This is a genomic window from Halomonas alkalisoli, from assembly GCF_021412585.1.
GTDB classification, from domain to species: domain Bacteria; phylum Pseudomonadota; class Gammaproteobacteria; order Pseudomonadales; family Halomonadaceae; genus Halomonas; species Halomonas alkalisoli.
Genome location: NZ_JAKCMI010000016.1, coordinates 1 through 22,635, shown reverse-complemented (window position 1 = coordinate 22,635; position 22,635 = coordinate 1). Strand labels below are relative to the sequence as shown.

Below are 22,635 nucleotides of genomic sequence, written 5' to 3'. Positions count from 1 at the left end.
GACATGGCGACTCCCCACATCCAGGGCGAACGCGGCATCTTCGCCGACACCGTGCTGATGCCCGGCGACCCGCTGCGCGCCAAGTACATCGCCGAGACCTTCCTCGAGGGTGCGCGCGAGGTGAACAGCGTGCGCAACATGCTCGGCTACACCGGCCGCTACCGGGGCCGCGAGATCTCGGTGATGGGTCACGGCATGGGCATTCCCTCGGTCTCCATCTACGCCAAGGAGTTGATCACCGACTATGGCGTCGAGCGGCTGATCCGGGTCGGTTCCTGCGGCGCGGTGCGCGACGACGTGGCGGTGCGCGACGTGGTGATCGGCCTGGGCGCGAGCACCGACTCGGCGGTCAACCGCACCCGCTTCATGGGCCACGATTTCGCCGCCATCGCCGACTTCGAGTTGACCCGCCACGCGGTGGACGCCGCCGCGGCCCAGGGCGTGGCGGTGAAGGTGGGCAACCTGTTCTCGGCGGACCTGTTCTACAACCCCCAGGGCGAGCTGTTCGAATTGATGAAGCGCTACGGCATCGTCGGCGTGGAGATGGAGGCGGCGGGGCTCTATGGCGTGGCGGCGGAGTTTGGCGCCAGGGCGATGACCATCTGCACGGTGTCGGACCATATTCTCAAGGGCGAGTCGCTGCCCAGCGAAGAACGCGAGCGCAGCTTCAACGAGATGGTCGAGGTGGCGCTGGAAGCGGTACTGCGCGACGACGCTGGGGCTTCGGCATGAGCGATGCCGTCGACCCGGCCATCGTCGAGGCGCTGATCGCGGTGCGTGGTCGCGCCTACGCGCCCTATTCGCAGCACCCGGTGGGGGCGCTGGTGGAGAGCGAGAGCGGGGCTCGCTACTTCGGCGCCAACGTCGAGGTGGCCCACTACAAGGGGCTGTGCGCCGAGGCCTCGGCCATCGCCGCCATGGTCAGCGCCGGCGAGCGTCGCCTGCGCACTGTCTATGTCATCGGCCCCGCCGAGCACCTCTGCTCCCCCTGTGGCGATTGTCGCCAGCGCATCCGCGAGTTCGCCGACGCCGAGACCCGCATCCAGGTGCTCGACGCCCAAGGTGTGCTGCTCAAGCGCTACACCATCGACGAGCTGCTGCCCGATGCCTTCGGGCCGGAGAATCTGGGGCTTTGAAGCTTTAGCGGGAAGCTGATTCAGGGGTGGTCTCCCGCCCCTGAATGCCAATTGGTACTTGGTTTCTGCGCTAGTGCGCATGCGCAGTGTTGCCGACGATGACGTTGTGCACGTCTTCGAGATAATGCACGTAATGCACGTAGTGATCGACGTACTCACGACCCAATTCGGGGTTTTCGCCCGCATGGAGCTTTGCCGCTAGGGTGGTTTCGAAGGCAGAGCGGGCGTTCTGTTCGAATTTTTCTACGATGCGAGCCAGAAATGCATCGATCTCGCCTTCTTCCAGTGCCCTATCGGCCAGTTGGACTGCCGGATCGATTTCACCGGCAGGCTTGATACCGGTGAAGGGAGCGCCTTCATAGGCGCGGTGAATCTTCACCAGGGTGGCGAAGAACTGCCGGTCGGCCAGTTCCTGTGCGGTATCGCCGAGCGCGCGGACTTCGAGCGTCTTGTCGAAGGCGCTCATCAGGGACGGTTCGTCCGCGGCCGGTACCCACTTGAGCAGCGGGGTGATATCGCCCGAGTCGAGTGCCAGCTGCGCTTCCGTGATCACCGGGCCGTCCATGGCATCGCAGTGGGCGAATGCCGGCGTGGCTAGGGGCAGGGCAAGGGCGGAGGCGGTAACGATGGCCAGCAGGTGCTTGCGAAGGGGGAGTGTCATGGTGTCTTGCTCCGAAATCGTGGATGGGCCAGTCGAGCTGCATGCCGACTGTGCTTCCATAATAGGGAGCCGAGATGCCTTGGTCGTTCGATAGCCTGCGCTCGAACCCCATTGAAAATACATAAATATCAGTAGGTTGCTGGTTCTTCTTCGGGTTTCGGAAAGTAGAACGCCGAAGGGGCGGGTTAGCCAGCGTGCCGAGCGACTATGAGCGGGTGCGATAGGCGCTGGGGGTCATGCCGGTGGCCTTCTTGAAGGCCGTGTTGAACACTGACTTGGAGTTGAAGCCCGAGTCGTACATCACCTGCAGGATGGTGGTGCCGGCCTCGGCGGCTTGCAGCTGTCGACAGGCCTCGGCGATACGGTAATCGCTGATGAACTCGAAGAAATTCTTGCCAAGGCCCTGGTTGATGGTTCGTGAAATCTCCCGGGCGGGCACATTGAGCTGTCGTGCGAGCTGGTTCACTGTCAGGTTGGCGTCGAGGTAGGGCCTGGTCTGCTGCATATGGCGTTTGAGCCGCCCCAGCAGGGCGGTATTGGCCGGCGGATTGGTTGTTTCCATGCTGATGGCAAGTAGCCGCGATTCCTCTGCGCTGAGTCCCGAGAACACGATGGGTTGTCGCAGGGCATGAATGAGCAAGTAGTTGATGAAAAGAAAGCCTGTCACGCCGCCTATTGTCGATACCCACTGCACGCTGGCACTGCTCTTGAAGACATGAGCCGACAGGCAGTAGACCAGGCTGACGCTCCATACAACCGAATAGCCCAGCAATAGAATGCGTAGCCAGGCCAACTGCTTGTTTTCGATGTTGGAGAATATCTGCCTCACGCCCATGCCAAATGCCTGGATCTCACGGATGGTGGCGATGAGGTAGCCGAGAAAGACCAGGTGGATCGCAGACGCCATGAGCGGAGAGGTCAACACTCCTGGGTGATCCCGCTCCATGAGTATCTGGCGTTTCAGGTCGTCCGGTTGGAGATAATACTCGACCAGGAATATGGCTCCGACGACCCAGAACAGAAGAGTGTGGATCCAATGTCCTTTGACGAGCCGAAAGTCCTGGTACATCAGTGCCTTGGCATAAAGAAATAACAGTCCAGCCTGCAGCAGGCCGATCAGCGTGCCGAGGTAGGCCAGGTTGAGGAAGCGCTGGGCCAGCCCCGTGCTGTAAAGGAAGACTTCGGCCAGCCCTGCAGCAAAGGCAAGCACTGTCGCCAACAGCAGGCGATTGCTGAGTAGACGCATGTTATCCGGCATCAGCAGGAAGCCCGCAAGGACCAACGACTGCAGAATACTCGTCAGCAGTAGGATGTCGGCCAGGCTCAGGTACATCGTGGCTCTCCTGTCAGTCTATTCACGCAGTTCGATCCGTGCGAAGTGGGGGGCCAGACGCTTGACCAGCCCGGCGAGCATGGCCCGCGGCGGGGCGTTCTCCACCGGCTGGCAGTAGGCCGGGTCGAGGCACTGGCGAATGCGGGCTACCTGGATGGCGTAGCGGCGTACGCCGCAGTCGGCCAGGGTCAATGCCAGGCGTTCCACGTCGGCCAGGTCGAAGTCGCGCCAGTGCACGGTGGTGCGACACTCGAAGTCGATACCGCTGTCGAGCAGCGTCATCAGGCTCTGGCTGTGGCGCTGCCAGATGCCGGGCCGCCCGCAGATGCGGTCGAAGTCGCGCCCGCGCCCCTTCACGTCGAGCCCCACCCAGTCGAGATTCGGCAGCAGGCGAGAGAGCCTGCCCGGGTAGGGGCCGGCGGTGTGCAGTCCCACCTTGAAGCCCATCGCCTTCACTTCGCTGACGGCGGCCGGCAGGGCGTGGTGCAGGGTGGGTTCCCCGCCGCTGAACACCACCGCCTCGAGCAAGCCTCGACGACTCTCCAGGAATTCCTGCAGCGCCTGCCACTCCCGCTCGTCACCGCGGCGCGGCGCCATCATGTGGCCGTTGTGGCAGTAGCCGCAGCGCAGCGGGCAGCCCTGCAGGAACACCACGCAGGCCAGGTGATCCGGATAGTCCAGGGTGGTCATCTGGGTCAGGCCGGCGATGGGTAGCCGAATGCCATCGAGAGGCACAGGTGAGGGTGAATCGAGGTCGGTGGCGATCATCGAGGGCTCCTTTACCAAGCTGATGGCTTCTTTCACCAAGCTGGAGGCTCTGTTACCACGCTGAAGGCTCTGCCGGACCTGGGGCCCGGCAGCTCAGGCAGTGGTATGTCAGGGCGCAAGGGCCGCGGCCCGTTCGGTGAAGTGGCGACGCTCGCGGTGCTCGGCGCGCTTGCCGATGTTGAACTGGCTGACCGGGCGGTGGTAGCCCATCACGCGGGTCCAGACCTCGCAGCGCTGGCGTTCTTCGGTGGGCAGGGTGTCGATGTTCGTCATCTTCTTGGTTCCTTCCAGTGGGTTGAAAATCGCTTAGGCCGGAATGGCCGCGGCGCGTCTTGCCAGCAGTGCCTCGTCGCACTTCGGGCAGAATTCGTGTTCGCCGGCCAGGTAGCCGTGCACCGGGCAGATCGAGAAGGTCGGCGTCACGGTGATGTAGGGCAGGCGGAAGCGCGACAGGGCGGTACGCACCAGCTTGCGGCAGGCGTCGGGGCTGGAGAGCTTCTCACGCATATAGAGATGCAGCACGGTGCCACCGGTGTAGCGGGTCTGCAGCGGGTCCTGGTGAATCAGCGCCTCGAAGGGGTCGTCGGTGTGCCCCACCGGCAGCTGGCTGGAATTGGTGTAGTAGGGCGCCTCCGGCGTGCCCGCCTGCAGAATGCCGGGGAAGCACTCGGCGTCGGCGCGGGCGAAGCGGTAGGTGGTGCCCTCCGCCGGGGTCGCCTCCAGGTTGTAGAGGTGGCCAGTCTCGGCCTGGAATGCCTGCATTCGCCCGCGCACGTGATCGAGCACCTCCAGGGCGAGCTGGCGCCCTTCAGGGGCGGTGATGTCGTAGCGGTCGTCGGAGAAGTTGCGCACCATCTCGTTGAGCCCGTTCACACCCAGGGTCGAGAAGTGGTTGCGCAGCGTGCCCAGGTAGCGCTGGGTATAGGGGTAGAGCCCGTCATCCATCCACTGCTGGATGCATCCGCGCTTGAGCTCCAGGCTGTCGCGGCCCAGCGCCAGCAGCCGGTCGAGCTCGGCAAGAAGCCCCGCCCGATCACCGGCGAAGCGATAGCCTAGCCGCGCACAGTTGAGCGTCACCACGCCCAGCGAGCCGGTCTGCTCGGCGCTGCCGAACAGGCCGTTGCCGCGCTTGAGCAGCTCCGAGAGATCGAGCTGCAGGCGGCAGCACATGGAGCGCACCATGTGCGGCTCCAGGTCCGAGTTGAGGAAGTTCTGGAAGTAGGGCAGGCCGTACTTGGCGGTCAGCGCGAACAGCCGCTCGGCGTTGTCGCTCTCCCAGTCGAAGTCGGTGGTGATGTTGTAGGTGGGTATGGGGAAGGTGAAGACCCGCCCCTGGCGATCGCCGGTCTCCATCACCTCCAGGTAGGCGCGGTTGATCAGGTCCATCTCCGCCTGCAGCTCGCCGTAGGTGAAGGGCTGCTCCTCGCCGCCGATGATCGGCACCTGATCGCGCAGGTCCGCCGGGCACACCCAGTCGAAGGTGAGGTTGGTGAAGGGCGTCTGGCTGCCCCAGCGCGACGGCACGTTGAGGTTATAGATGAACTCCTGGACCGCCTGCTTCACCGCTTGGTAGTCCAGCCCATCCTTGCGCACGTAGGGCGCCAGGTAGGTATCGAAGGAGCTGAAGGCCTGGGCGCCGGCCCACTCGTTCTGCAGGGTGCCGAGGAAGTTGACCATCTGCCCCAGGGCGCTGGAGAGGTGCCGCGGCGGGTCGCTCTCGGCGCGCCCGGGCACGCCGTTGAAGCCCTCGATCAATAGCTGGCGCAGCGACCAGCCGGCGCAGTAGCCGCACAGCATGTCGAGGTCGTGGATATGCAGGTCGCCCTCGCGGTGGGCGGCGCCGACCTCCGCCGGGTAGACCTCGTCGAGCCAGTAGTTGGCGATCAGCTTGCCCGAGACGTTGAGGATCAGCCCGCCCAGGGAGTAGCCCTGGTTGGCGTTGGCGTGCACGCGCCAGTCGGCGCGTTCGAGGTATTCGTTGACGGTCGAGGCGACGTCGATGCGGCGCGGGCCGGCCTGGCGGATGGGGGCGTTCACCGTAATCTCCCTATATGTGCTGCCGATTGGTGTTTCTATACACAACATATGGTGTGTGAAGGCTAGTGCCTTCGGCAGCAGGAGAACATGACCCAGATCAGAAAAAGGTCTATCGAGATAAACGGTAGTGCTTGCCATTGGCTGTACCGCGCCGCCGCAAGGTCTACGAGGAGGCGCTGTAAACCCATCCATGGGCGCTACATTTGCCATCCATGGCAAATGACCTCCTCTTCGACCTGCCCCGGCGCCTCACTCTGCTCCGTCGAGGCTCCATAGAAGAGTGAGCTGTGGTGCTGTTGGTTTCAGCCGGCCGGCAGGCGGGTGTTATCCATGCCCGGGCGGCCGTGCCAGTAGCCGTCGCAGACTTCGGCCTCGACCAGCGCCAGCGGGTCGGCAGTGGGCAGCTCGCCGCGGCGGGCGGCGTCGAAGCCGGCGACGACTTCGGCCATGCCCTTGGCGCGGGGGCTCAGGCGCGCCACGGCCACCCCCATCGCGGCCATGTCTCTCACCTCGTGGCGCAGGTCCTGGCAGGCGCCGGAGAGGGTCTGGATGCCGTTGAGGGTAAACACTTCCTTCGACTCCTGGGAGCGCAGCGGGAGGCCTTCGGGATACTTCTGGCAGACGAACTGGCAGCGATCCTTGGGCTTCTGGTGACGCCGGGCGGTGAAGCAGCGCGACGACCAGGCCAGCGGCAGGTGGCCGTAGGCGAACACCTCGCAGGGCTGGTTTAGTCCCTCAGTGGCGCAGTCGGCAAGCAGCCGGGTGAGATCGTCGCGGGACATCTCCACCGGCGCTTGCCAGCGCTGCATGCCGGCTCGGGCCATCACGGCGATGGAAGCGGGGTTGTAGAGGTTCAGCGCGGCGCCGGCGACGAAGGGCAGGCCGGCGGCGGATAGGCGCTGCAGCGCGCTCTGGTCGTTGGCCTCGACGATGAACTCGCCGTTGTCGCACAGCTTGCGCAGGTCGCGCAGGTCGGCTTCGGACTCGATCAGGGTCTGGCTGGCGATGACGACCTGCTTGCCGCTCTGGGCCAGCTCGCGGCCGATGCCGAGCCAGTCGTCGAGCTTCATGTCGCGGCGGCGCGAGCAGACGGACTCGCCGAGATAGACGATTTCCACCGGCCAGTCGGCGGCCTCGCGGTAGAAGGCGGCATAGCGCTCGCGGGTCCAGTAGAACAGCACCGGGCCCAGCGACAGCTGCAGGGTAGGGGAAGTCGACATGACGTTTCTGCTCCTATTTCCAGCGGCGTTCGTAGGCGCCCAGGGTGGTGGTGGCGCCTTCGGAGACCTCGCCGAGGCCGGCCATCCAGGCGGGCTCGGGGTGGAAGCGCTCGGGGGCTCGTTCGAGGCGGTCCAGCGCCTGGCGCCAGATCTCGGCCACCTTGGACACGTAGGCCGGGCTGCGCTGGCGGCCCTCGATCTTCACCGCGCTGATGCCGAGTTCGCGCAGCTCAGGCAGCAGTTCCAGGGTGTTGAGGCTGGTGGGCTCCTCGATGGCGTGATAGGTCTCGCCGCCGACCTCGAAGCGCCCCTTGCACAGGGTGGGGTAGCCGGCCCGCTCGCCCTCGCCGTAGCGGTCGATCAGCACGCCGTTGAGGCGTGATTCCAGCCCCTCGGGAGTCTCCTCCCAGCGAACATGGGCCGCCGGCGAGCAGACGCCGCGGGTATTGGGCGACTCGCCGGTGAGGTAGGAGGAGAGGTAGCAGCGCCCTTCGGCCATGATGCACAGGCTGCCGAAGGCGAACACTTCGAGCTCCACCGGGCTCTGCTTGGCCAGGTCGCGCACCTGGGTGATGGAGAGCACCCGCGGCAGCACGGCGCGCTTGATGCCGAAATGGTCGTGGTAGAAACGTAGCGCCTCGTGGCTGGTGGCCGAGCCCTGCACCGAGAGGTGGCGGGCGAGGTCGGGATGGCGCCGTGCCGCGTAGTCGAGCAGGCCCATGTCGGCCATGATCAGGGCGTCCACGCCGAGGTCCGCGGCCTGGTCCACGGCGCGGGTCCACTGGGCCCAGCCGTCGGGCTGCGGGTAGGTGTTGATGGCGCAGAACACCCGCTTGCCGCGGGCGTGGGCGTAGTCGATGCCTTCGCGGGCACGCTTGTCGGTGAAGTTGAGGCCGGCGAACTGCCGGGCATTGGTGGAATTCTGGAAGCCGAAGTAGACGGCATCGGCTCCCTCATCCACGGCTCGCTTCAGGGCAGGCAGGTTGCCGGCCGGGCAGACAAGCTCCATGACGCTCTCCTCGCAGTCTGGGTAAATCCGACCATGCTAGTCGACTACTCGTGACCCGCCTTTGATTCGGGTCATGGCGAAGTGGTTTTTCGGCTGGCGGTTTCATTCCCAAGATCATAAGATAGTAATCGATTACTATCTTATGGCGAGAGACATGACCACCAAACGCAACCTTTCCGCTGAGGCCCGCCGCGAGCGGACCGTTGAGACGGTCATTGAGTTGAGTGCTCAGGATGATCCGGCCAACATCACCACCGGCAATATCGCCAAGCACATGCGGGTCACCCAGGGTGCACTGTTTCGCCATTTTCCCAGTAAGGATGCGATCTGGGAGGCGGTGATCGGCTGGGTGGCGGAGCGGGTGATGCAACGGCTGGATGCGGCCGCTGCCGGGGCCGCTAGCCCGCTGGCCGCGCTGGAGGCGATGTTCCATGCCCATATCGCCTTCATCGTCGAGCATCCGGGGGTTCCCCGACTGATGATGGGCCAACTGCAGCATGCCCGGCCGACGCCGGCTCGGCGCATGGTGCGCTCACTGCTGTTCCTCTACCGTGAACGAGTCGAGCAACAGCTGGTTCAGGCCCAGGCGGCCGGTGAGCTGCGTCAGGGGGTGGACATCGAAGCGGCGGCCACCCAGTTCATCGGCACCATTCAGGGGCTGGTCATGCAATCGCTGATGATTGGGAACATGAGCCATATTGCCCAGCATGCTCAAGGCGCCTTCGAGCTCTACTGCCATGGCATCCACGACGAGGGTGGGTCCGAACCGGAGCAGGCCCAATGACTCTTCGAAAAGGCATTGGGCGGGGGCTGGTGGTGTTGGGTGGCCTGGCGGCGGGTCTTGCCGTGTTTCTGCTCTTCGTGGCCAACCGCCAGGAGCCGGAGCGCCTCGAGGCGGCAGTGATGCCCACGCCGGTCACGGTGATCGAGGCGCAACTTACCGAACTGCGCCTCGAGGCTCGTGGCCACGGCGTGGCGCGCCCCACCGAAACGTGGCAGGCGGTGGCCAACGTGTCGGGTCGGGTGGTGGAGCGCCACCCTGAGCTGGAGAGCGGTACTCTACTGCCGGAGGGGACCCTGCTGGTGGCGCTGGACCCCAGTCGCTATGAGCTGGCCATCGCCGAGGCCGAAGCCGAGCTGGCCAGCCTGGCCGGCGAGCGGTCCCAGCTCGAGGTCGAGGAGGCGAACACCGGTCGTTTGCTGGCGCTGGAGCGCGAACGCCTGGCCCTGGCCGAACAGGAGCTGGCGCGCATCGAACGCCTGGCCGGCAGCGGCGCCGTGGCCCGCTCCCAACTCGACGAACAGCGGCGTGCCGCCCTGGCCCAGCGGCAGGCGGTGGCCTCGCTGGAGAACACCCTGGCGCTGCTGCCGGCGCAGCGTCAGTCGCTGGAGGCCCAGCAGGCCCGGGCCGCCACTCGCCTGGCCCAGGCCCGACGTGACCTGGAGGATACCCGCTTCGTGGCGCCCTACGACCTGCGGCTCGGCGAGGTTGGGGTGGAGCGCCACCAGTTCGTTGCCGCAGGGCAGCGGCTCTTCGAGGCGGACAGCCTGGCCGCCGCCGAGGTCGAAGCGCGTATCCCGTTCAGCATGATGCGACGCCTGCTGGGCGCCATGGCCCCCGATGACCTGCCGCTCGGCAGCCTGGACCTGAGCGAGCGAATCGACCTCGGCGCCATCGAGGCCGAGCTGACCCTGGTGGGGGCTCCCGGCGTGGGCTGGAGCGGAAGGGTCGTGCGCATCGCCAGTGGCCTGGACCCGGCGACCCGCGCCGTGCGGGTGGTGGTGCGGGTCGATCACCCCTACCGGGATGCGCGGCCACCGGACCGCCCCCCGCTGCAGCGCGACATGTATACCCGGGTACACCTCTCGGCGTCGAGTCCCGAGCCGCGAATGGTGGTCCCGGCGTCTGCGATTCATCACGGCGAGCTCTACCTGGCCGATAGTGAGGATCGCCTGGTGCGGCGTGAAGTATCGGTGGCCTTCGAACAGGGCGACCTGGCGGTGATCGAGCTGGGCCTGGCACCGGGCGAGCGGGTCGTCGTCGACGACCTGCAGCCCGCGCTGGCCGGCATGACGCTGGCGCCGCGGCGTGACGAGGCCCTCGAGGCTCGCCTCGCCGCCCAGGCGCGGGGGGAGACGTTCCGGAGCGCACCTGTCGGGGACGAACCTGGAAAGAGAGCGCAGCCATGATCCGCTGGTTCGCCGCGCACCCCACGGCCGCCAATCTGCTGCTGATACTGCTGCTGGCCGCCGGGCTGTTCGCCGCCCCCCACCTCAAGCGCGAGACCTTCCCCGACTACCGCCCCACGGAGGTAGCCATAGAGGTGGTCTATCGCGGCGCCAGCGCCGCCGACGTCGAGGATGATGTGTGCCGGCGTCTCCATCAGGCAGTCAAGGGCGTCGAGTTTCTCGACGAGTTCGCCTGCGTAGCTCAGGACAACCTGGCCAGTGCCACTGCGACCATGGCGCCGGGTGGCGATGCCATCCGCTTCCTCACCCAGATCGATACCGAGGTCAGCGCCATCACCGAGCTGCCGGCCCGCGCCGAGGCGCCGGCGGTCCGCGAGCTGCATCGCAGCGACCTGGTGGCGGCGGTCGCGGTCTCGGGCGACATGCCGGCTCGCCAGCTCGAGGATTACGCCTTGCGCCTCGAGGACCGCATCATGGCGCTGCCCGGCGTGGCCGGAGTGGCGATTCATGGCATGTCTCAGCGCCAGTGGCAGGTGGAGGTGCCCCGCGAGGTGCTGGGCCAGTACGGGCTTTCCGCACGGGAGTTGGCTAGCCGGTTGGCCAGCCAGAGCATCGACCTGCCACTGGGCACCCTGGAGACCCGCGACCGTGACATCCTGCTGCGCTTCACCGACCAGCGCCGCACGCTCTCGGAACTGGCCTCGTTGGTGATCGTCTCCAGCCCCGAGGGCGGCGAGCTGACCTTGGGCGAGATCGCGTCCCTGCGCGAGGTGGGAGAGCGAGCGGAGGAGCGGATACGCTTCAACGGCGAGTCGGCGCTGGTGCTGGAGGTGAGCAAGAACCTGCGTGACGATGCTCTGTCGGTGAAGGCGCGGCTCGATCAGTTGATCGAGACGGAGCGTGGTCGCTTCGACGGGCGTATTGCTCTCACGGTCACCCAGGACATGACCAGCATCGTGAGTGACCGCCTGCGCATGCTGGCGGGTAACGGCCTCATGGGCCTTGTCCTGGTCGTGCTGGTGATGAGCCTGTTCTTCCGGCCTCGGCTGGCGCTGTGGGCGGTGCTCGGTCTGCCCGCTGCCTTCATGGGCGCCTTTGTGGTCATGAGTTTGACCGGCCTGTCCATGAACATGATCACTCTGGTGGCGCTGTTGATGACCATCGGCATCGTCATGGATGACGCCATCGTCATCACCGACAACATCGCCGCCCACGCCCGGGAGGCCACGACGCCGCTTGAGGCGGTGGTGGCGGGTACGCGTCAGGTGCTGCCGGGAGTACTCTCCTCCTTTCTCACCACGGCGGCGGTCTTCGTCCCGCTCTCTTTCCTGGCCGGCGAGCTCGGTGCCGTGCTTCAGGTGCTTCCCGTGGTGCTGATCGCCGCCCTGGCGGCCAGCCTGATCGAGGCCTTCTGGATACTGCCCCATCATCTCAAGGGCAGTCTCAAGGACAGCGTGCCGACGCTGCAGGAGGGTCAGGATTCTCGCTTCAGGGCCGCCTTCGAACGGCGTTTCGAGAACTTTCGCGAAGGCGTGGGAAGGCTGGCCGACGGTGCGATCCGCTTTCGGCATGCGGTATTGGGTGCCGTGCTGGCGATCATGCTGGGATCCGCTGGCTTCATGGCCGGTGGCCATGTCGGCAGCGAGGCGATGCCCGACATCGACGGTGACGTGCTGGAGGCACGCATCCTGATGCCACAGGGTACCCCGCTGGCGCGCACCGAGGCGGTAGCCGAACGGGTCGAGGCGGCGCTACACGAACTCGATGCCCGCTTTTCACCGGATCAGCCGGGAGGTGCTCGCCTGGTAGAGGCGGTCCAGGTGCGCTTCAACCACAACCCCAGTGCACGCGAAGCCGGGCCCCATGTCGCTACCGTCATCGTCGACCTGCTCACCGCCGAGCGCCGCCGGGTGACGTTGGACGAGCTGACCGAGGCCTGGCGTGAGGCCATCGGCGAGGTTGAGGGCGTGCAGCGGCTGATCATCCAGGAGCCGGGCTTCGGCCCCGCCGGGGTGCCCGTGGAGGTGCGACTGAGCGGCGAGGATCTGACGGCCATGCAGGCGGCGGCGCGGGAGCTGACCGAGCACCTCGAGGGGTACGCCGCTGTTTACAACGTCATCGACGACCTGAGGCTGGGCAAGCCCCAGCGGGCCTTTTCGCTGATCGAGGGCGCCCATGGCCTGGGCCTGACCGCGGAGGAGGTGGCCAGCCAGATGCGTGCCGCCCTGCTCGGGGAGATTGCCGATACCCTGCGCATCGGTGAGCAGGAGGTCGAAGTGCTGGTACGCCAAGCCGCGGATGATCGGGATGGCCTGGATGATCTCGCCGACCTGACCATCGCCCTGCCTGATGGTCGAAGGGTGCCGCTGGAGGTGGTCGCCGAGGCGATCGAGCGCCGCGAGTGGGCACGCATCACGCGTATCGACGGACGGCGTACGGTGATCGTGGAAGCCAACGTCGACGCCCGCCAGGCCAGCGGCCAGGCCATCGTCAATGCCTTGGTGGGCAGTGGATGGCTGGAGGATTTTCGAGCTCGCCATGCCGAGGTGGAAGTGGCCTTCGAAGGACAGGTGGCCAGTTCCGCCGAAACCGGCGGCTCGATCCGCCGCGGTTTGATGATCGGGCTGGTCGGCATCTTCGTGATCCTCTCCTTTCAGTTCCGCAGCTACGTGGAGCCGCTGATCGTCATGCTCTCGATCCCCCTGGCCTTCATCGGGGCAATCTGGGGGCATGTACTCATGGGTTACTACCTTTCCATGCCTTCCTTGATCGGTGCGGCATCGCTGGCGGGTATCGTGGTCAACAACGCCATCCTGCTGATCCACTTTATCAAGGGACACCGGGCGCAGGGGCTTGCCGCGGTGGAGGCCGCCGGCCAGGCCAGCCGCGACCGGCTGCGAGCTATCCTGATCTCGTCTACGACTACCATTGCCGGACTGCTGCCGCTGTTGGCCGAAACCAGCACCCAGGCGGCGGCCATCAAGCCGCTGGTGATTTCGGTGGTGTTTGGCCTATTGACGTCGACGGTGCTGGTACTGCTCGTCATCCCAGCGCTTTATGTGCTGTTCGATGACTGGGGATGGATTCGATCCCCATCGGGCAGGGTGGTGGATCTCACGCGATAGCGACCTCGCCCCTGGAGAGCGAGGTCGGAGAGGCTCAGGCGGCGTCGAGGGGGCGCGACGGGCCGAAGTGCTCGAAATGGCGGCGGCTCTCGTCGATGCCAAGGTCCGCCAGGGCCTGGTTCACCGCGCTCATGAATCCCTGAGGGCCGACGAAGTAGCAGCGCGGCTTGCCCGTCGGCAGGTAGTGCTCGAGGAGCGCCCGATCGATGCGCCCGATATGGTCGGCCTCCTCGCCTTGCTCGTGAATCGTCACCGCCTTGAGCCGGTTGGTGTGTTCCGTCTGCAGCAGGGTGATTTCGTCGCGGAAGGCGTGATGCTCGGCATCCAGGGCGGCGTGCAGGTAGACCACCTGGCGCTGCTGTTCCAGCGCCTGGCGTGCCAGCGACAGCATGGGGGTCTGGCCCACGCCACCGCTGACCAGGACCACCGGCTCGTCGCCCGGATGGAGCGTCAGGTCGCCGGCGGGAGGCAGCAGGTCCAGGCTGTCGCCCACCGTCAGCACATCATGGAAGTATCGGCTGACACGGCCGTCGGGCTCACGCTTGATGGAGATCCGGTAACCGCGGCCGTTGGCTGTAGCCGAGAGACTGTAGTGGCGATAGACCGGCTCGCCCTCGATGCTGAGGCGTACGCCGATGTACTGGCCGGGCTGGTGTTCGGCGACGGCGCCGCCATCCTCGGGCTCGAGTACGAAGGAGCGGATCACCGCGCTCTCCTGGCGGGTGGCCGCGATACGAAAACGCCTCAGGCCACGCCAGCCACCGGGCTGCTGGGCGAAGGCGTGGTAGCGCCGCTCCTCGAGCTCGATCAGCAGGCCGGCCAGCTCCTCGTAGAGGGCGCCCCAGGCGTCCGCAATTTCCGGCGTCAGGGCATCGCCCAGCTCCTCGCCGATGGCCGCCATCAGGCATTCGCCGACGATGGGATACTGGTCCGGCTGGATGCCCAGCGAGACGTGTTTCTCGACCACGGTGCCCAGCACGGACCTGGCCCTGGCGGGGTCCTGGCGCAGCTGCACATAGGCCAGCACGGCGCCGGCCAGGGCGCGCTGCTGAGCACCGCTCTGCTGGTGTGCGGCATTGAACAGCGAGGCCACGCCGGGATAGCGCGCAAACATCAGCGGGTAGAAGCGCTGGGCGATGGCATCGAGGTGCTCCGCGACCACCGGGGCGGTGGCTTCAATCAACCTTTCTTGCTCGTGGGTGAGCATGGGGCGTCTCCTTCGTCAGGGATGACTTTATAAAGAAGTATGTAAAATACCTCTTTCAGGGGGCGATGGCGTGAGACCTAATGTCGCGGGCAGGACCAAAAAAGCCGGGGAGGATATCCCCGGCTTTCGCTTTTCCGCTCTTCCCTAAAGCCCGATGCGATGGGCTCGGTGGGTAAAGAAAATGCCGCTGGGCGATTCGGCCGGCAGGGTCGCCAGCACCTCGAAGGTGCGGGTGTCGTAGACGGTGATCTGGTTGCTGTCGCGAGCCGAGATCCAGATATGCTCGCCCCGGGGCGTGAACTCCTTGTGCAGGATCGACTCGCCGGGCGACAGGGTCTCGATCACCTCAAGGGTGCGGGTATCGATCACCTGTACCTTGTCGTTGAGGGGATGGGCAAAGGTGACCCATACCTGCTGCTCGTCGGGGCGGCTCATGACGAAGATCGGCTGGCCGTGCACCTCGATGCGCTCGGTCAGCGACCAGTCGCGGGTATTGGCCACCAGCACCTCGTTGCGGCCCACGGCGGGGAAGAAGGCCTGGTCGCCCGCCATGGCCCAGCCCTCCAGGTGGGGCATCTTGTAGACCGGCAGGCGCTCCTCGCCGCGGCCGTAGTCGGGCAGGATGCGCTGCACGCCGTTTTCCGGTTGCCACAGGTCGAGCAGGGCCATGCCATCTTCGCCGAACAGGCCGGCGATATAGTAGCGACCGTTGGGGGTGATCAGCGCGTCGTAGGGCATGCTGCCGACGTCGCGGTACTTGGTCAGCTCGGGCTCGTCGGTGGACATGTCCAGGGTCCATATCTCGCCCGCCTCGAACAGGCTGAAGACGAAGAGATTGCCCGGTACGTCCACCACGCCCACCACCTTGGCCTGGTCGGTGGTGCCATCCGGCTTTTCGTAGGTGGCCGGCACGTCGATCACCAGTTCCATGGTCTCGACGTCGAAGACCTTCACCCCGCCCGGTTCGTAGTTGCCCACCGCCACGAAGCGGCCGTCCTGGGAGATGGCGCCGCCGATGCTGTTACCGCCCTGGATGATGCGCCCGTCGATCTCACCGGTGAGCAGGTCGAGCCGAGTCAGGCCGCCGTCACGGCCGAAGACGAAGGCGTGGCGGGCGTCGCGGGTGAACTTCACCGAGGCGTGGGAGAGATCGCCGAAGCCATTGATATGGCGCAACACCGTCTTTTCGGTCGTGTCGACCAGGGCCACGCTGCCGGTGGCGCGCTCGATGACCACGCCGAGATCCCCCGTGCCGCGAAGCTCCGGCCCCGTGGCGGGTGCCTCGGCCAGGGCCTGACCGGTGGAGAACAGGGCCAGGGCGCCGGCGGCGAGCAGTGTCTTCAGCGGGTACGGGATAGGCATGGCAGGTCTCCGGGGTCAGTCTTGTTGCAGCGTTTCAAGGCGGTTGTCGGTACGCAGATGTTCAGCCAGCCAGCGCGCCTCATCGTCACTGAGCAGGGCCTTCCAGCCCGGCATGGCGCTGCCGGGAATGCCGTGCTGGATGATGTGCGCGAGCGCTTCGACGCTGAAGCCTTCCATGCGATCGCGGGGCAGCGCCGGCCCCAGCCCGCCGCGCAGCGTCATGCCGTGGCAGGAGCCGCAGTCCTGGTAGAGCAGGGTCTCTAGCTCGGCCTGGCGCTGTGGATCGAGTCCATCCTCATGGCTTTCCGCCATGGCGGTGGCCGAGAGCAGTAGGCCTAGGAGCATGAAGAGGGCCGGCAGTTGCATGGGAAAGCCTCGCAGGACGACGGAACGGGAAAGGCCGTGAAAGGACGTGGCCGTCAGCGAAGTGTCTCCCCGTTGCAGATTCGCTGCTTTGACGGATATCAAGGTCGGGCGAGTAAAAATTCCTCTTTTGACCTGTGTCAACGGCAGCGCCGATGACCGCTTTCAGACGTGATGAGGCATGTAAGATGCGTCTTAACATCATGCTTTCCCTCTAACGGCCCGGTACCTGCCCATGGCTGCACTTGACCTACTCGACCGCCGCCTCATCGACGCCTACCAGCGCGGCCTGCCGATCTGTGAACGGCCCTACGCCGCCATGGCAGAGCAGCTGGGGGTGAGCGAAGCCGAGGTGGTCGCGCGGCTTCAGTCGCTGCAGAACGAGCAGGTGCTGAGCCGGGTGGGCCCGGTTTTCGATCATGCCCGGGCCGGCGCCAGCCTGCTGGCGGCGGTGGCGGTGCCGGAAGCAGAGCGTGACGAGGTGGCGGCGGTGATCAATCGCTCTGCCGGCGTCAATCACAACTACGCTCGCGAGCACCGCTACAACCTTTGGTTCGTTATGACCGCCGCCGACGAGGGCGAGCTCGAGGCGCGCCTCGATGCGCTGGAGGCCGAGCTGGGCAAGCCGCTGCTGCGCCTGCCGATGCTCGAGGGTTTCCATATCGACCTGGGCTTTCCCATACCCTGGGCCGAGCTGGAGGTGCCATGAGCCGTTCACTGTCCATAACCGCCCCCGAGACCCAGGCCGAACACCGCCTGCGCGCGCTGCTGGAGACCGGCCTGCCGCTGACTCCCCGGCCCTGGCGCACGCTCGCCGAACAGTGCGGGATGAGCGAGGGCGAGGTCATGGCCTGCGTACAGCGCTGGCAGGACGTGGGCCTGATCAAGCGCATGGGCCTGGTGGTCAGGCACCACGCCCTGGGGGTCTGCGCCAATGCCATGGTGGTCTGGAACGTCCCCGACGATGTTGTTGGAGAGCTGGGCAGGCGCCTGGCGGCCGAGCCCGCCGTGACACTCTGCTACCGCCGTCCGCGGCGCCTGCCCGACTGGCCCTACAACCTGTTCTGCATGATTCATGGCACTCGCCGCGACCGGGTGCTGGCCGCGCTGGACGAGATCGTCGAGCGCCAGGCGTTGCAGGCCATTCCCCACCGCGTGCTGTTCAGCCTGAAGGCCTACAAGCAGCGCGGGGGTCGCTACACCCGAGAGGATGACAGCCATGATCGCAGAACGCCTCAGCCGGCCTGAGCCGGCGGCGCTGGACGCCGCCGACCGGCGCATCATCAATCGCCTGCAGGATGGCCTGCCGCTGGTCGAGTCGCCCTTTGCCGCCGTGGCGGCGGAAATCGACCTGAGCGAGGGCGAGCTGCTCTATCGGCTCGAGCGACTGCGGGACAGCGGCGTGCTCAGCCGCTTCGGCCCCATGTACCACGCAGAACGGCTCGGTGGCGGCCTCACCCTGGCGGCGCTGGAAGTCCCGGAAACCGACTTTGAACGCGTCACCGCGGCGGTCAACGCCTTTCCCGAGGTGGCTCACAACTACCGCCGCGAGCACCGTCTCAACATGTGGTTCGTGCTGGCCACCGAGACGCCGGAAGGTATCGCCGAGGCGATCGCTGCTATCGAGGCGGCCACCGGCCTGCCGGTCTTCAACATGCCCAAGCAGGAGGAATTCCATGTCCGTCTCCACCTGCCCGTCTGACGCGAACGCCGCCACTACTGCGCCGGGTGGCCTGGACGCCGTCGACCGCGCCATCGTACTGGCCACCCAGGCCGGCCTGCCGCTGGTACCCGACCCCTGGAGTGCCGTGGGCAAGCCGCTGGGTATCGACGGGGCAGAGGTGCGCCAGCGCATGCAGCGCATGCAGGCGGCCGGCATCATCCGCCGCATTGCCGCGGTACCCAATCACTACCGGCTGGGCTACCTGGCCAACGGCATGACCGTATGGGACGTGGACGACGCCCATATCGACCGCCTGGGACGCGCGGTGGCGGCGTTGCCGGGGGTCAGCCACTGCTACCGTCGGCCGCGCCACCTGCCGGAATGGCCCTATAACCTGTTCGCCATGCTGCATGGCCAGACCCACGCCGACGTCGAGCGCCAGGCCGATGAGCTTCGCTCCCTGCTGGGTGACGCCTGCCGGGATCATCGCATTCTCTACAGCTCGCGCATTCTCAAGAAGACCGGCCTGCGACTGGCCGGCCGGTCCGACAGGCAGGCCTAGGCTGAGCCAGAGCCAGAGGCCTGTCGCAAGAGGAGTTTCCCATGTTCAGAGTCACCCGCTACATCAAGTCCCTGGTCGAGCCAACTCCGGTTCCACCGGCGCGCAAGCCGCCGGGTCCGGTGGTGATCTGGAACCTGATCCGCCGCTGCAACCTGACCTGCAAGCACTGCTATACCACCTCGGCCGACATCGACTTCGCCGGTGAGCTCTCCAACGCCGAGGCGCATGCGGTGCTCGAAGACCTGCAGGGATTCCGGGTGCCGGCGCTGATCCTCTCCGGGGGCGAGCCGCTGATGCGACCCGATATCTTCGAGCTGTCGCGGCGGGCGCGGGAGCTGGGCATCTATACCGGCCTGTCCACCAACGGCACCCTGATCGATGAGTCCAACATCGACGAGATCGCCGACATCGGCTACGACTACGTCGGCATCAGCATCGATGGCCTGGAGGAGACCCACGACGTGATCCGCCAGCGCAAGGGCGCCTTCCGCGAGTCGATGCACGCGGTGAAGCTGTGCAAGGAGCGCGGCATCAAGGTGGGGCTGCGCTTCACCCTGACCCAGCAGAACTATGAGCAGCTCGGTGACATCCTGGCGCTGATCGACGAACACGACGTCGACAAGTTCTATCTCTCGCACCTCAACTACGGCGGGCGCGGCCACCGTCACGGCAAGCACGATGCCTGGCACCAGATGACCCGCGACGCCATGACCCAGCTGTTCGACCACTGCCGGGCGGAGCTTGCCCGCGGCGTCGAGCGCGAGTATGTCACCGGCAACAACGACGCCGACGGCCCCTTCCTGCTGATGTGGGCCCGGGAGCACTTCCCCGACCAGGCCGAGGCACTGGAGCGGCGACTGACCCACTGGGGGGGCAACGCCTCCGGGGAGCACATCGCCAACATCGACAACCTCGGCAATGTCCACCCGGATACCTTCTGGTGGGACCATACCCTCGGCAACGTCCGCGAGCGGCCCTTCTCCGAGATCTGGCGCGACACCCAGGACCCGCTGATGCTGGGCTTCCGCCAGCGGCCGCGGCCGCTCAAGGGGCGCTGCGGCGAATGCCGCTATCTTCCGATCTGCAACGGCAACACCCGGGTGCGGGCCTGGAAGGTCACCGGCGACCCCTGGGAAGAGGATCCCGGCTGCTACCTGAGCAACGAGGAAATCGGCGTCGAAGAAAACCGCCAGCGCCGCGTAGCAGCCCCCTACGATGCCATCCAGAGCATCGAGCTGTAGGCCTTCACACAGAATCAGAAAGATGACCGTTGACGCTTCGGGGAGAGGCCGACCATGATCACACATCGCCATTCGCGAAACCTGAGCTTCGACCTCGATGAGGCGCCATTGGCGTCCGGCGAGGTTGCCATCGTGGGTGCCGGGCCCGGCGACCCCGGCCTGTTGACCCTGCGCGCCCTGTCGCTGCTGCAGCAGGCCGACTGCCTGGTCTTCGACCGGCTGGTGTCCCAGGAAGTGCTGGCCATGGCGTCGGCCTCTGCGCGCCGCTACTACGTCGGCAAGGCCTCGCGCTGCCATGCCCTGACCCAGGACGAGACCAACGCGCTGCTGGTGCGGCTGGCGAGCGAGGGCAAGCGGGTCCTGCGCCTTAAGGGCGGCGACCCCTACATCTTCGGCCGTGGCGGCGAGGAAGCCGAGTACCTGATCGAGCATGGCGTCGGTTTTCGCGTAGTGCCGGGCATCACCTCGGCGTCGGGCTGCTCTACTTACTCCGGTTTCCCGCTCACCCACCGGGACTTCGCCCAGAGCGTCACCTTCGTCACCGGCCACTGCAAGGCGGACGGCGCACTGGACCTCAACTGGGCGGCCCTGGCGGTGCCCAACCACACCGCCGTCTTCTACATGGGCCTGGCCAATGCCGAGCTGATCAGCCGCGAGCTGCAGCGCCACGGCCTGCCGGCCACGCATCCTGTCGCCCTGGTCGAGCGCGGCACCACCCCCGAACAGCGTCATGTGCTGGCCACGCTGGGCGACGTGGTCGAGGTCATCGAGCGGGAAGGCTTCCAGCCGCCGACCCTGATCGTGGTGGGCGAGGTGGTGCGCCTGGCCGACACCCTGGCACCGGCCATGACGCGGATGACGCGACGCGATGCCGATGCGGATACCGGTGCTGAGAGCGATAGCGCCGATACGCCGGTGGCGATGGGGAGGATGGCGCTGTGATACGACCCTCGCTGCTGCTCGGCGCCCTGCTGGGCCTGGGTATTCCGGCCCTGTCGGCCGTGGCCGACGAACCCGATGCCAATGTGCTCTACAACCACCACTGCGCGATCTGCCATGGCGTCAGCCGGTTGGGCGGCATCGGCCCCGCGTTGCTGCCGGATAATCTCTCGCGGCTCAAGCACGACGAGGCCTTCGAGGTGATCCGCGACGGCCGCATTGCCACCCAGATGCCCGCCTACGGCGAATTGCTGGACGAGGCCGAGATCGCCGCCCTGGCCGAATGGATCTTCGAGGCCCCGGAGGTGGAGCCAAGCTGGACCGAGGAGGATATCCTGGCCAGCCACGTGGTCAACCACGCCTACGGTACCCTGCCCGACGAGCCGGTGTTCGAGGTCGAGGATCTCAAGAACCTCTTTCTCGTGGTGGAGATCGGCGATCACCACGTCAGCCTGCTCGATGGCGACAAGTTCGAGCGCATCACCCGCTTCCCCAGCCGCTATGCGCTGCACGGCGGGCCCAAGTACACGCCGGACGGCCGCTACGTCTACTTCGGCTCCCGGGATGGCTGGGTGACCAAGTACGACATCTACAACCTCGAGGTCACCGCCGAGGTGCGTGCCGGCATCAATATGCGCAACATCGCGGTGTCGGCCGACGGCAACTATGTGCTGGCCGGCAACTACCTGCCCCACTCGCTGGTGCTGCTGGATGCCCGTGATCTCGAGCTGATCGCCACCATCCCGGTGGAAGGCCTCAACGGCGACACGTCACGGGTCAGCGCCGTCTATACCGCGCCGCCGCGCAACAGCTTCGTCGCCGCCCTGCGCGATATTCCCGAGGTGTGGGAGATCCGCTGGCCGGAGGAGCGGGCCGACGGCGACGAGACCATCGTCGGTGACTTCGCCCTGCACCGCATGGAGGCGCCGGACTACCTGGACGACTTCTTCTTCGACATGGAGTACCGCTATATCGTGGGTGCGGCTCGCGGCGGCCAGGGTGGCCAGGTGTTCGACATGGACGAGGAGGTCAAGGTCGCCGACCTGCCGCTGGAAGGCATGCCGCACCTGGGCGCCGGCATCACCTGGGAGCTGGACGGGCGCCGCGTCATGGCGATCCCCCACATCGACAAGGGCCAGGTCTCGGTGTTCGACATGACCGACTGGTCGCTGATCACCCATATCGAGACCGACGGCCCCGGCTTCTTCATGCGCAGCCACGAGAACTCGCCCTACGCCTGGGTGGACGTCTTCTTCGGCCCCAACCACGATCGCATCCATGTGATCGACAAGCAGAGCCTGGAGATCGTCGAGACGCTGATCCCCGAGCCGGGCAAGACCGCCGCCCACGTGGAGTTCGACCGCCGCGGCGAGACGCTGCTATTGAGCATCTGGGACGACGACGGCTACCTGCTGTGGCTCGACGCCAACACCCTGGAGGAACTGGGCCGCATGCCGATGAAGCGCCCCTCGGGCAAGTACAACGTGTGGAACAAGACACAGTACGAGGAAGGCACGAGCCATTAGGAGTCATTAAAAAGACCTGATTACGCATAAGGCTCAGCAGGCGCCTGGTGGAGGCCGCCGCGTTAGCGGTGATCGTTGGCGTCGGCAACACCGCCGGGAGGCCTGCGGCCTCCAGTCGTGAGCTGAAGCTACTCCTACAGCGGCGTGGCACCGTCGGTGGAGAGGATCGCTGTTGGAGCGCTCGGTTCGGCGCTCCGAGTCCCCATCGCGACTGGCGCCGATAGGCGCCTCGGCGGAGGCTGAAAGGTTGGTTGTCGTCGCGAATACCGGCAACACCGCCGGGAGGCCTGCGG

At 66.2% G+C, this 22,635-nt stretch carries 20 protein-coding genes and 1 pseudogene; 12 read left to right on the top strand and 9 right to left on the bottom strand.

All coding sequences use genetic code 11. The annotated features are described in order from the left end of the window. The first annotated feature begins 3 nt into the window (after positions 1-3). Both deoD and cdd read left to right on the top strand, forming a co-directional pair. Entirely contained in the window at positions 4-732 is a 729-nt protein-coding gene (gene deoD, locus LY622_RS04730) for a purine-nucleoside phosphorylase (RefSeq protein WP_114479330.1), read from the top strand. Further along, complete coding sequence (gene cdd, locus LY622_RS04725) at positions 729-1,136, top strand: cytidine deaminase (RefSeq protein WP_234289830.1); 408 nt, start codon at positions 729-731, stop codon at positions 1,134-1,136. Before deoD ends, cdd begins: the two co-directional genes overlap by 4 nt. A gap of 70 nt (positions 1,137-1,206) precedes the next feature. Here the strand turns inward: cdd and LY622_RS04720 are convergent, their stop codons facing one another. From LY622_RS04720 to ubiU, 6 genes and pseudogenes are all read right to left on the bottom strand, one after another. Further along, a complete protein-coding gene (locus tag LY622_RS04720) occupies positions 1,207-1,797 on the bottom strand; it encodes a DUF6448 family protein (RefSeq protein ID WP_234289829.1) in 591 nt (196 codons plus the stop codon). A 205-nt stretch (positions 1,798-2,002) separates the two neighbouring features. Further along, positions 2,003-3,130 (bottom strand): helix-turn-helix domain-containing protein, encoded by a 1,128-nt coding sequence (locus LY622_RS04715; protein ID WP_234289828.1) that lies wholly within the window; start codon positions 3,128-3,130, stop codon positions 2,003-2,005. An 18-nt stretch (positions 3,131-3,148) separates the two neighbouring features. Beyond that, entirely contained in the window at positions 3,149-3,898 is a 750-nt protein-coding gene (locus tag LY622_RS04710) for an anaerobic ribonucleoside-triphosphate reductase activating protein (RefSeq protein ID WP_234289827.1), read from the bottom strand. A gap of 108 nt (positions 3,899-4,006) precedes the next feature. Beyond that, positions 4,007-5,983, bottom strand: a pseudogene (locus LY622_RS04700) (ribonucleoside triphosphate reductase). 254 nt (positions 5,984-6,237) lie between these two features. Beyond that, entirely contained in the window at positions 6,238-7,155 is a 918-nt protein-coding gene (locus tag LY622_RS04695; protein ID WP_234289824.1) for a U32 family peptidase, read from the bottom strand. Positions 7,156-7,168: 13 nt separating this feature from the next. Next, entirely contained in the window at positions 7,169-8,164 is a 996-nt protein-coding gene (gene ubiU / locus LY622_RS04690; protein ID WP_234289823.1) for a ubiquinone anaerobic biosynthesis protein UbiU, read from the bottom strand. A gap of 154 nt (positions 8,165-8,318) precedes the next feature. On the opposite strand from ubiU, the gene LY622_RS04685 reads away from it, so the two are divergent. The 3 genes from LY622_RS04685 to LY622_RS04675 are packed head-to-tail and all read left to right on the top strand — an operon-like array spanning position 8,319 to position 13,479. Beyond that, positions 8,319-8,948: a TetR/AcrR family transcriptional regulator gene (locus tag LY622_RS04685; RefSeq protein WP_234289822.1), complete on the top strand. Its 630-nt coding sequence runs from the start codon at positions 8,319-8,321 to the stop codon at positions 8,946-8,948. Further along, positions 8,945-10,354, top strand: a complete 1,410-nt coding sequence (locus tag LY622_RS04680) for an efflux RND transporter periplasmic adaptor subunit (RefSeq protein WP_234289821.1) — start codon at positions 8,945-8,947, stop codon at positions 10,352-10,354. The genes LY622_RS04685 and LY622_RS04680 overlap by 4 nt, the downstream gene beginning before the upstream one ends. After that, positions 10,351-13,479 (top strand): efflux RND transporter permease subunit, encoded by a 3,129-nt coding sequence (locus tag LY622_RS04675; RefSeq protein ID WP_234289820.1) that lies wholly within the window; start codon positions 10,351-10,353, stop codon positions 13,477-13,479. Before LY622_RS04680 ends, LY622_RS04675 begins: the two co-directional genes overlap by 4 nt. Positions 13,480-13,513: 34 nt before the next feature. On the opposite strand, the gene hmpA is transcribed toward LY622_RS04675, so the two are convergent. The 3 genes from hmpA to LY622_RS04660 all read right to left on the bottom strand — a co-directional run bounded on the left by hmpA (position 13,514) and on the right by LY622_RS04660 (position 16,414). Next, entirely contained in the window at positions 13,514-14,686 is a 1,173-nt protein-coding gene (gene hmpA / locus LY622_RS04670; RefSeq protein ID WP_234289819.1) for an NO-inducible flavohemoprotein, read from the bottom strand. Positions 14,687-14,830: 144 nt separating this feature from the next. Then, complete coding sequence (locus tag LY622_RS04665) at positions 14,831-16,048, bottom strand: cytochrome D1 domain-containing protein (protein WP_234289818.1); 1,218 nt, start codon at positions 16,046-16,048, stop codon at positions 14,831-14,833. A gap of 15 nt (positions 16,049-16,063) precedes the next feature. Beyond that, entirely contained in the window at positions 16,064-16,414 is a 351-nt protein-coding gene (locus LY622_RS04660) for a c-type cytochrome (protein WP_234289817.1), read from the bottom strand. Positions 16,415-16,646: 232 nt separating this feature from the next. On the opposite strand from LY622_RS04660, the gene LY622_RS04655 reads away from it, so the two are divergent. From LY622_RS04655 to LY622_RS04625, 7 genes are read left to right on the top strand one after another with little or no spacing between them, the layout of a single operon-like run. Next, on the top strand, positions 16,647-17,120 hold the full coding sequence (locus LY622_RS04655) for an AsnC family transcriptional regulator (protein ID WP_234289816.1): 474 nt from the start codon (positions 16,647-16,649) through the stop codon (positions 17,118-17,120). Beyond that, the gene (ahbB, locus tag LY622_RS04650) at positions 17,117-17,659 is read left to right on the top strand and encodes a siroheme decarboxylase subunit beta (RefSeq protein ID WP_234289815.1); all 543 of its coding nucleotides are present in this window, start codon (positions 17,117-17,119) and stop codon (positions 17,657-17,659) included. The genes LY622_RS04655 and ahbB (LY622_RS04650) overlap by 4 nt, the downstream gene beginning before the upstream one ends. Next, a complete protein-coding gene (locus LY622_RS04645; protein ID WP_234289814.1) occupies positions 17,631-18,113 on the top strand; it encodes an Lrp/AsnC family transcriptional regulator in 483 nt (160 codons plus the stop codon). Before ahbB (LY622_RS04650) ends, LY622_RS04645 begins: the two co-directional genes overlap by 29 nt. After that, the gene (ahbB, locus tag LY622_RS04640) at positions 18,088-18,636 is read left to right on the top strand and encodes a siroheme decarboxylase subunit beta (RefSeq protein ID WP_234289813.1); all 549 of its coding nucleotides are present in this window, start codon (positions 18,088-18,090) and stop codon (positions 18,634-18,636) included. The genes LY622_RS04645 and ahbB (LY622_RS04640) overlap by 26 nt, the downstream gene beginning before the upstream one ends. 41 nt (positions 18,637-18,677) lie before the next feature. Further along, entirely contained in the window at positions 18,678-19,877 is a 1,200-nt protein-coding gene (nirJ, locus tag LY622_RS04635; protein WP_234289812.1) for a heme d1 biosynthesis radical SAM protein NirJ, read from the top strand. A 54-nt stretch (positions 19,878-19,931) separates the two neighbouring features. After that, entirely contained in the window at positions 19,932-20,819 is an 888-nt protein-coding gene (gene cobA / locus LY622_RS04630) for a uroporphyrinogen-III C-methyltransferase (RefSeq protein ID WP_234289811.1), read from the top strand. Beyond that, positions 20,816-22,342 carry a cytochrome D1 domain-containing protein gene (locus LY622_RS04625; protein WP_234289810.1) on the top strand — a complete coding sequence of 509 codons (1,527 nt, stop codon included), beginning with the start codon at positions 20,816-20,818 and terminating at the stop codon, positions 22,340-22,342. The genes cobA and LY622_RS04625 overlap by 4 nt, the downstream gene beginning before the upstream one ends. Positions 22,343-22,635 lie beyond the last annotated feature (293 nt).

Coding starts and splice junctions, on each gene's coding strand:
- deoD (WP_114479330.1), top strand. CDS start 4: ATGGCGACTCCCCACATCCAGGGCGAACGCGGCATCTTCGCCGACACC.
- cdd (WP_234289830.1), top strand. CDS start 729: ATGAGCGATGCCGTCGACCCGGCCATCGTCGAGGCGCTGATCGCGGTG.
- LY622_RS04720 (WP_234289829.1), bottom strand. CDS start 1,797: ATGACACTCCCCCTTCGCAAGCACCTGCTGGCCATCGTTACCGCCTCC.
- LY622_RS04715 (WP_234289828.1), bottom strand. CDS start 3,130: ATGTACCTGAGCCTGGCCGACATCCTACTGCTGACGAGTATTCTGCAG.
- LY622_RS04710 (WP_234289827.1), bottom strand. CDS start 3,898: ATGATCGCCACCGACCTCGATTCACCCTCACCTGTGCCTCTCGATGGC.
- LY622_RS04695 (WP_234289824.1), bottom strand. CDS start 7,155: ATGTCGACTTCCCCTACCCTGCAGCTGTCGCTGGGCCCGGTGCTGTTC.
- ubiU (WP_234289823.1), bottom strand. CDS start 8,164: ATGGAGCTTGTCTGCCCGGCCGGCAACCTGCCTGCCCTGAAGCGAGCC.
- LY622_RS04685 (WP_234289822.1), top strand. CDS start 8,319: ATGACCACCAAACGCAACCTTTCCGCTGAGGCCCGCCGCGAGCGGACC.
- LY622_RS04680 (WP_234289821.1), top strand. CDS start 8,945: ATGACTCTTCGAAAAGGCATTGGGCGGGGGCTGGTGGTGTTGGGTGGC.
- LY622_RS04675 (WP_234289820.1), top strand. CDS start 10,351: ATGATCCGCTGGTTCGCCGCGCACCCCACGGCCGCCAATCTGCTGCTG.
- hmpA (WP_234289819.1), bottom strand. CDS start 14,686: ATGCTCACCCACGAGCAAGAAAGGTTGATTGAAGCCACCGCCCCGGTG.
- LY622_RS04665 (WP_234289818.1), bottom strand. CDS start 16,048: ATGCCTATCCCGTACCCGCTGAAGACACTGCTCGCCGCCGGCGCCCTG.
- LY622_RS04660 (WP_234289817.1), bottom strand. CDS start 16,414: ATGCAACTGCCGGCCCTCTTCATGCTCCTAGGCCTACTGCTCTCGGCC.
- LY622_RS04655 (WP_234289816.1), top strand. CDS start 16,647: ATGGCTGCACTTGACCTACTCGACCGCCGCCTCATCGACGCCTACCAG.
- ahbB (WP_234289815.1), top strand. CDS start 17,117: ATGAGCCGTTCACTGTCCATAACCGCCCCCGAGACCCAGGCCGAACAC.
- LY622_RS04645 (WP_234289814.1), top strand. CDS start 17,631: ATGATCGCAGAACGCCTCAGCCGGCCTGAGCCGGCGGCGCTGGACGCC.
- ahbB (WP_234289813.1), top strand. CDS start 18,088: ATGTCCGTCTCCACCTGCCCGTCTGACGCGAACGCCGCCACTACTGCG.
- nirJ (WP_234289812.1), top strand. CDS start 18,678: ATGTTCAGAGTCACCCGCTACATCAAGTCCCTGGTCGAGCCAACTCCG.
- cobA (WP_234289811.1), top strand. CDS start 19,932: ATGATCACACATCGCCATTCGCGAAACCTGAGCTTCGACCTCGATGAG.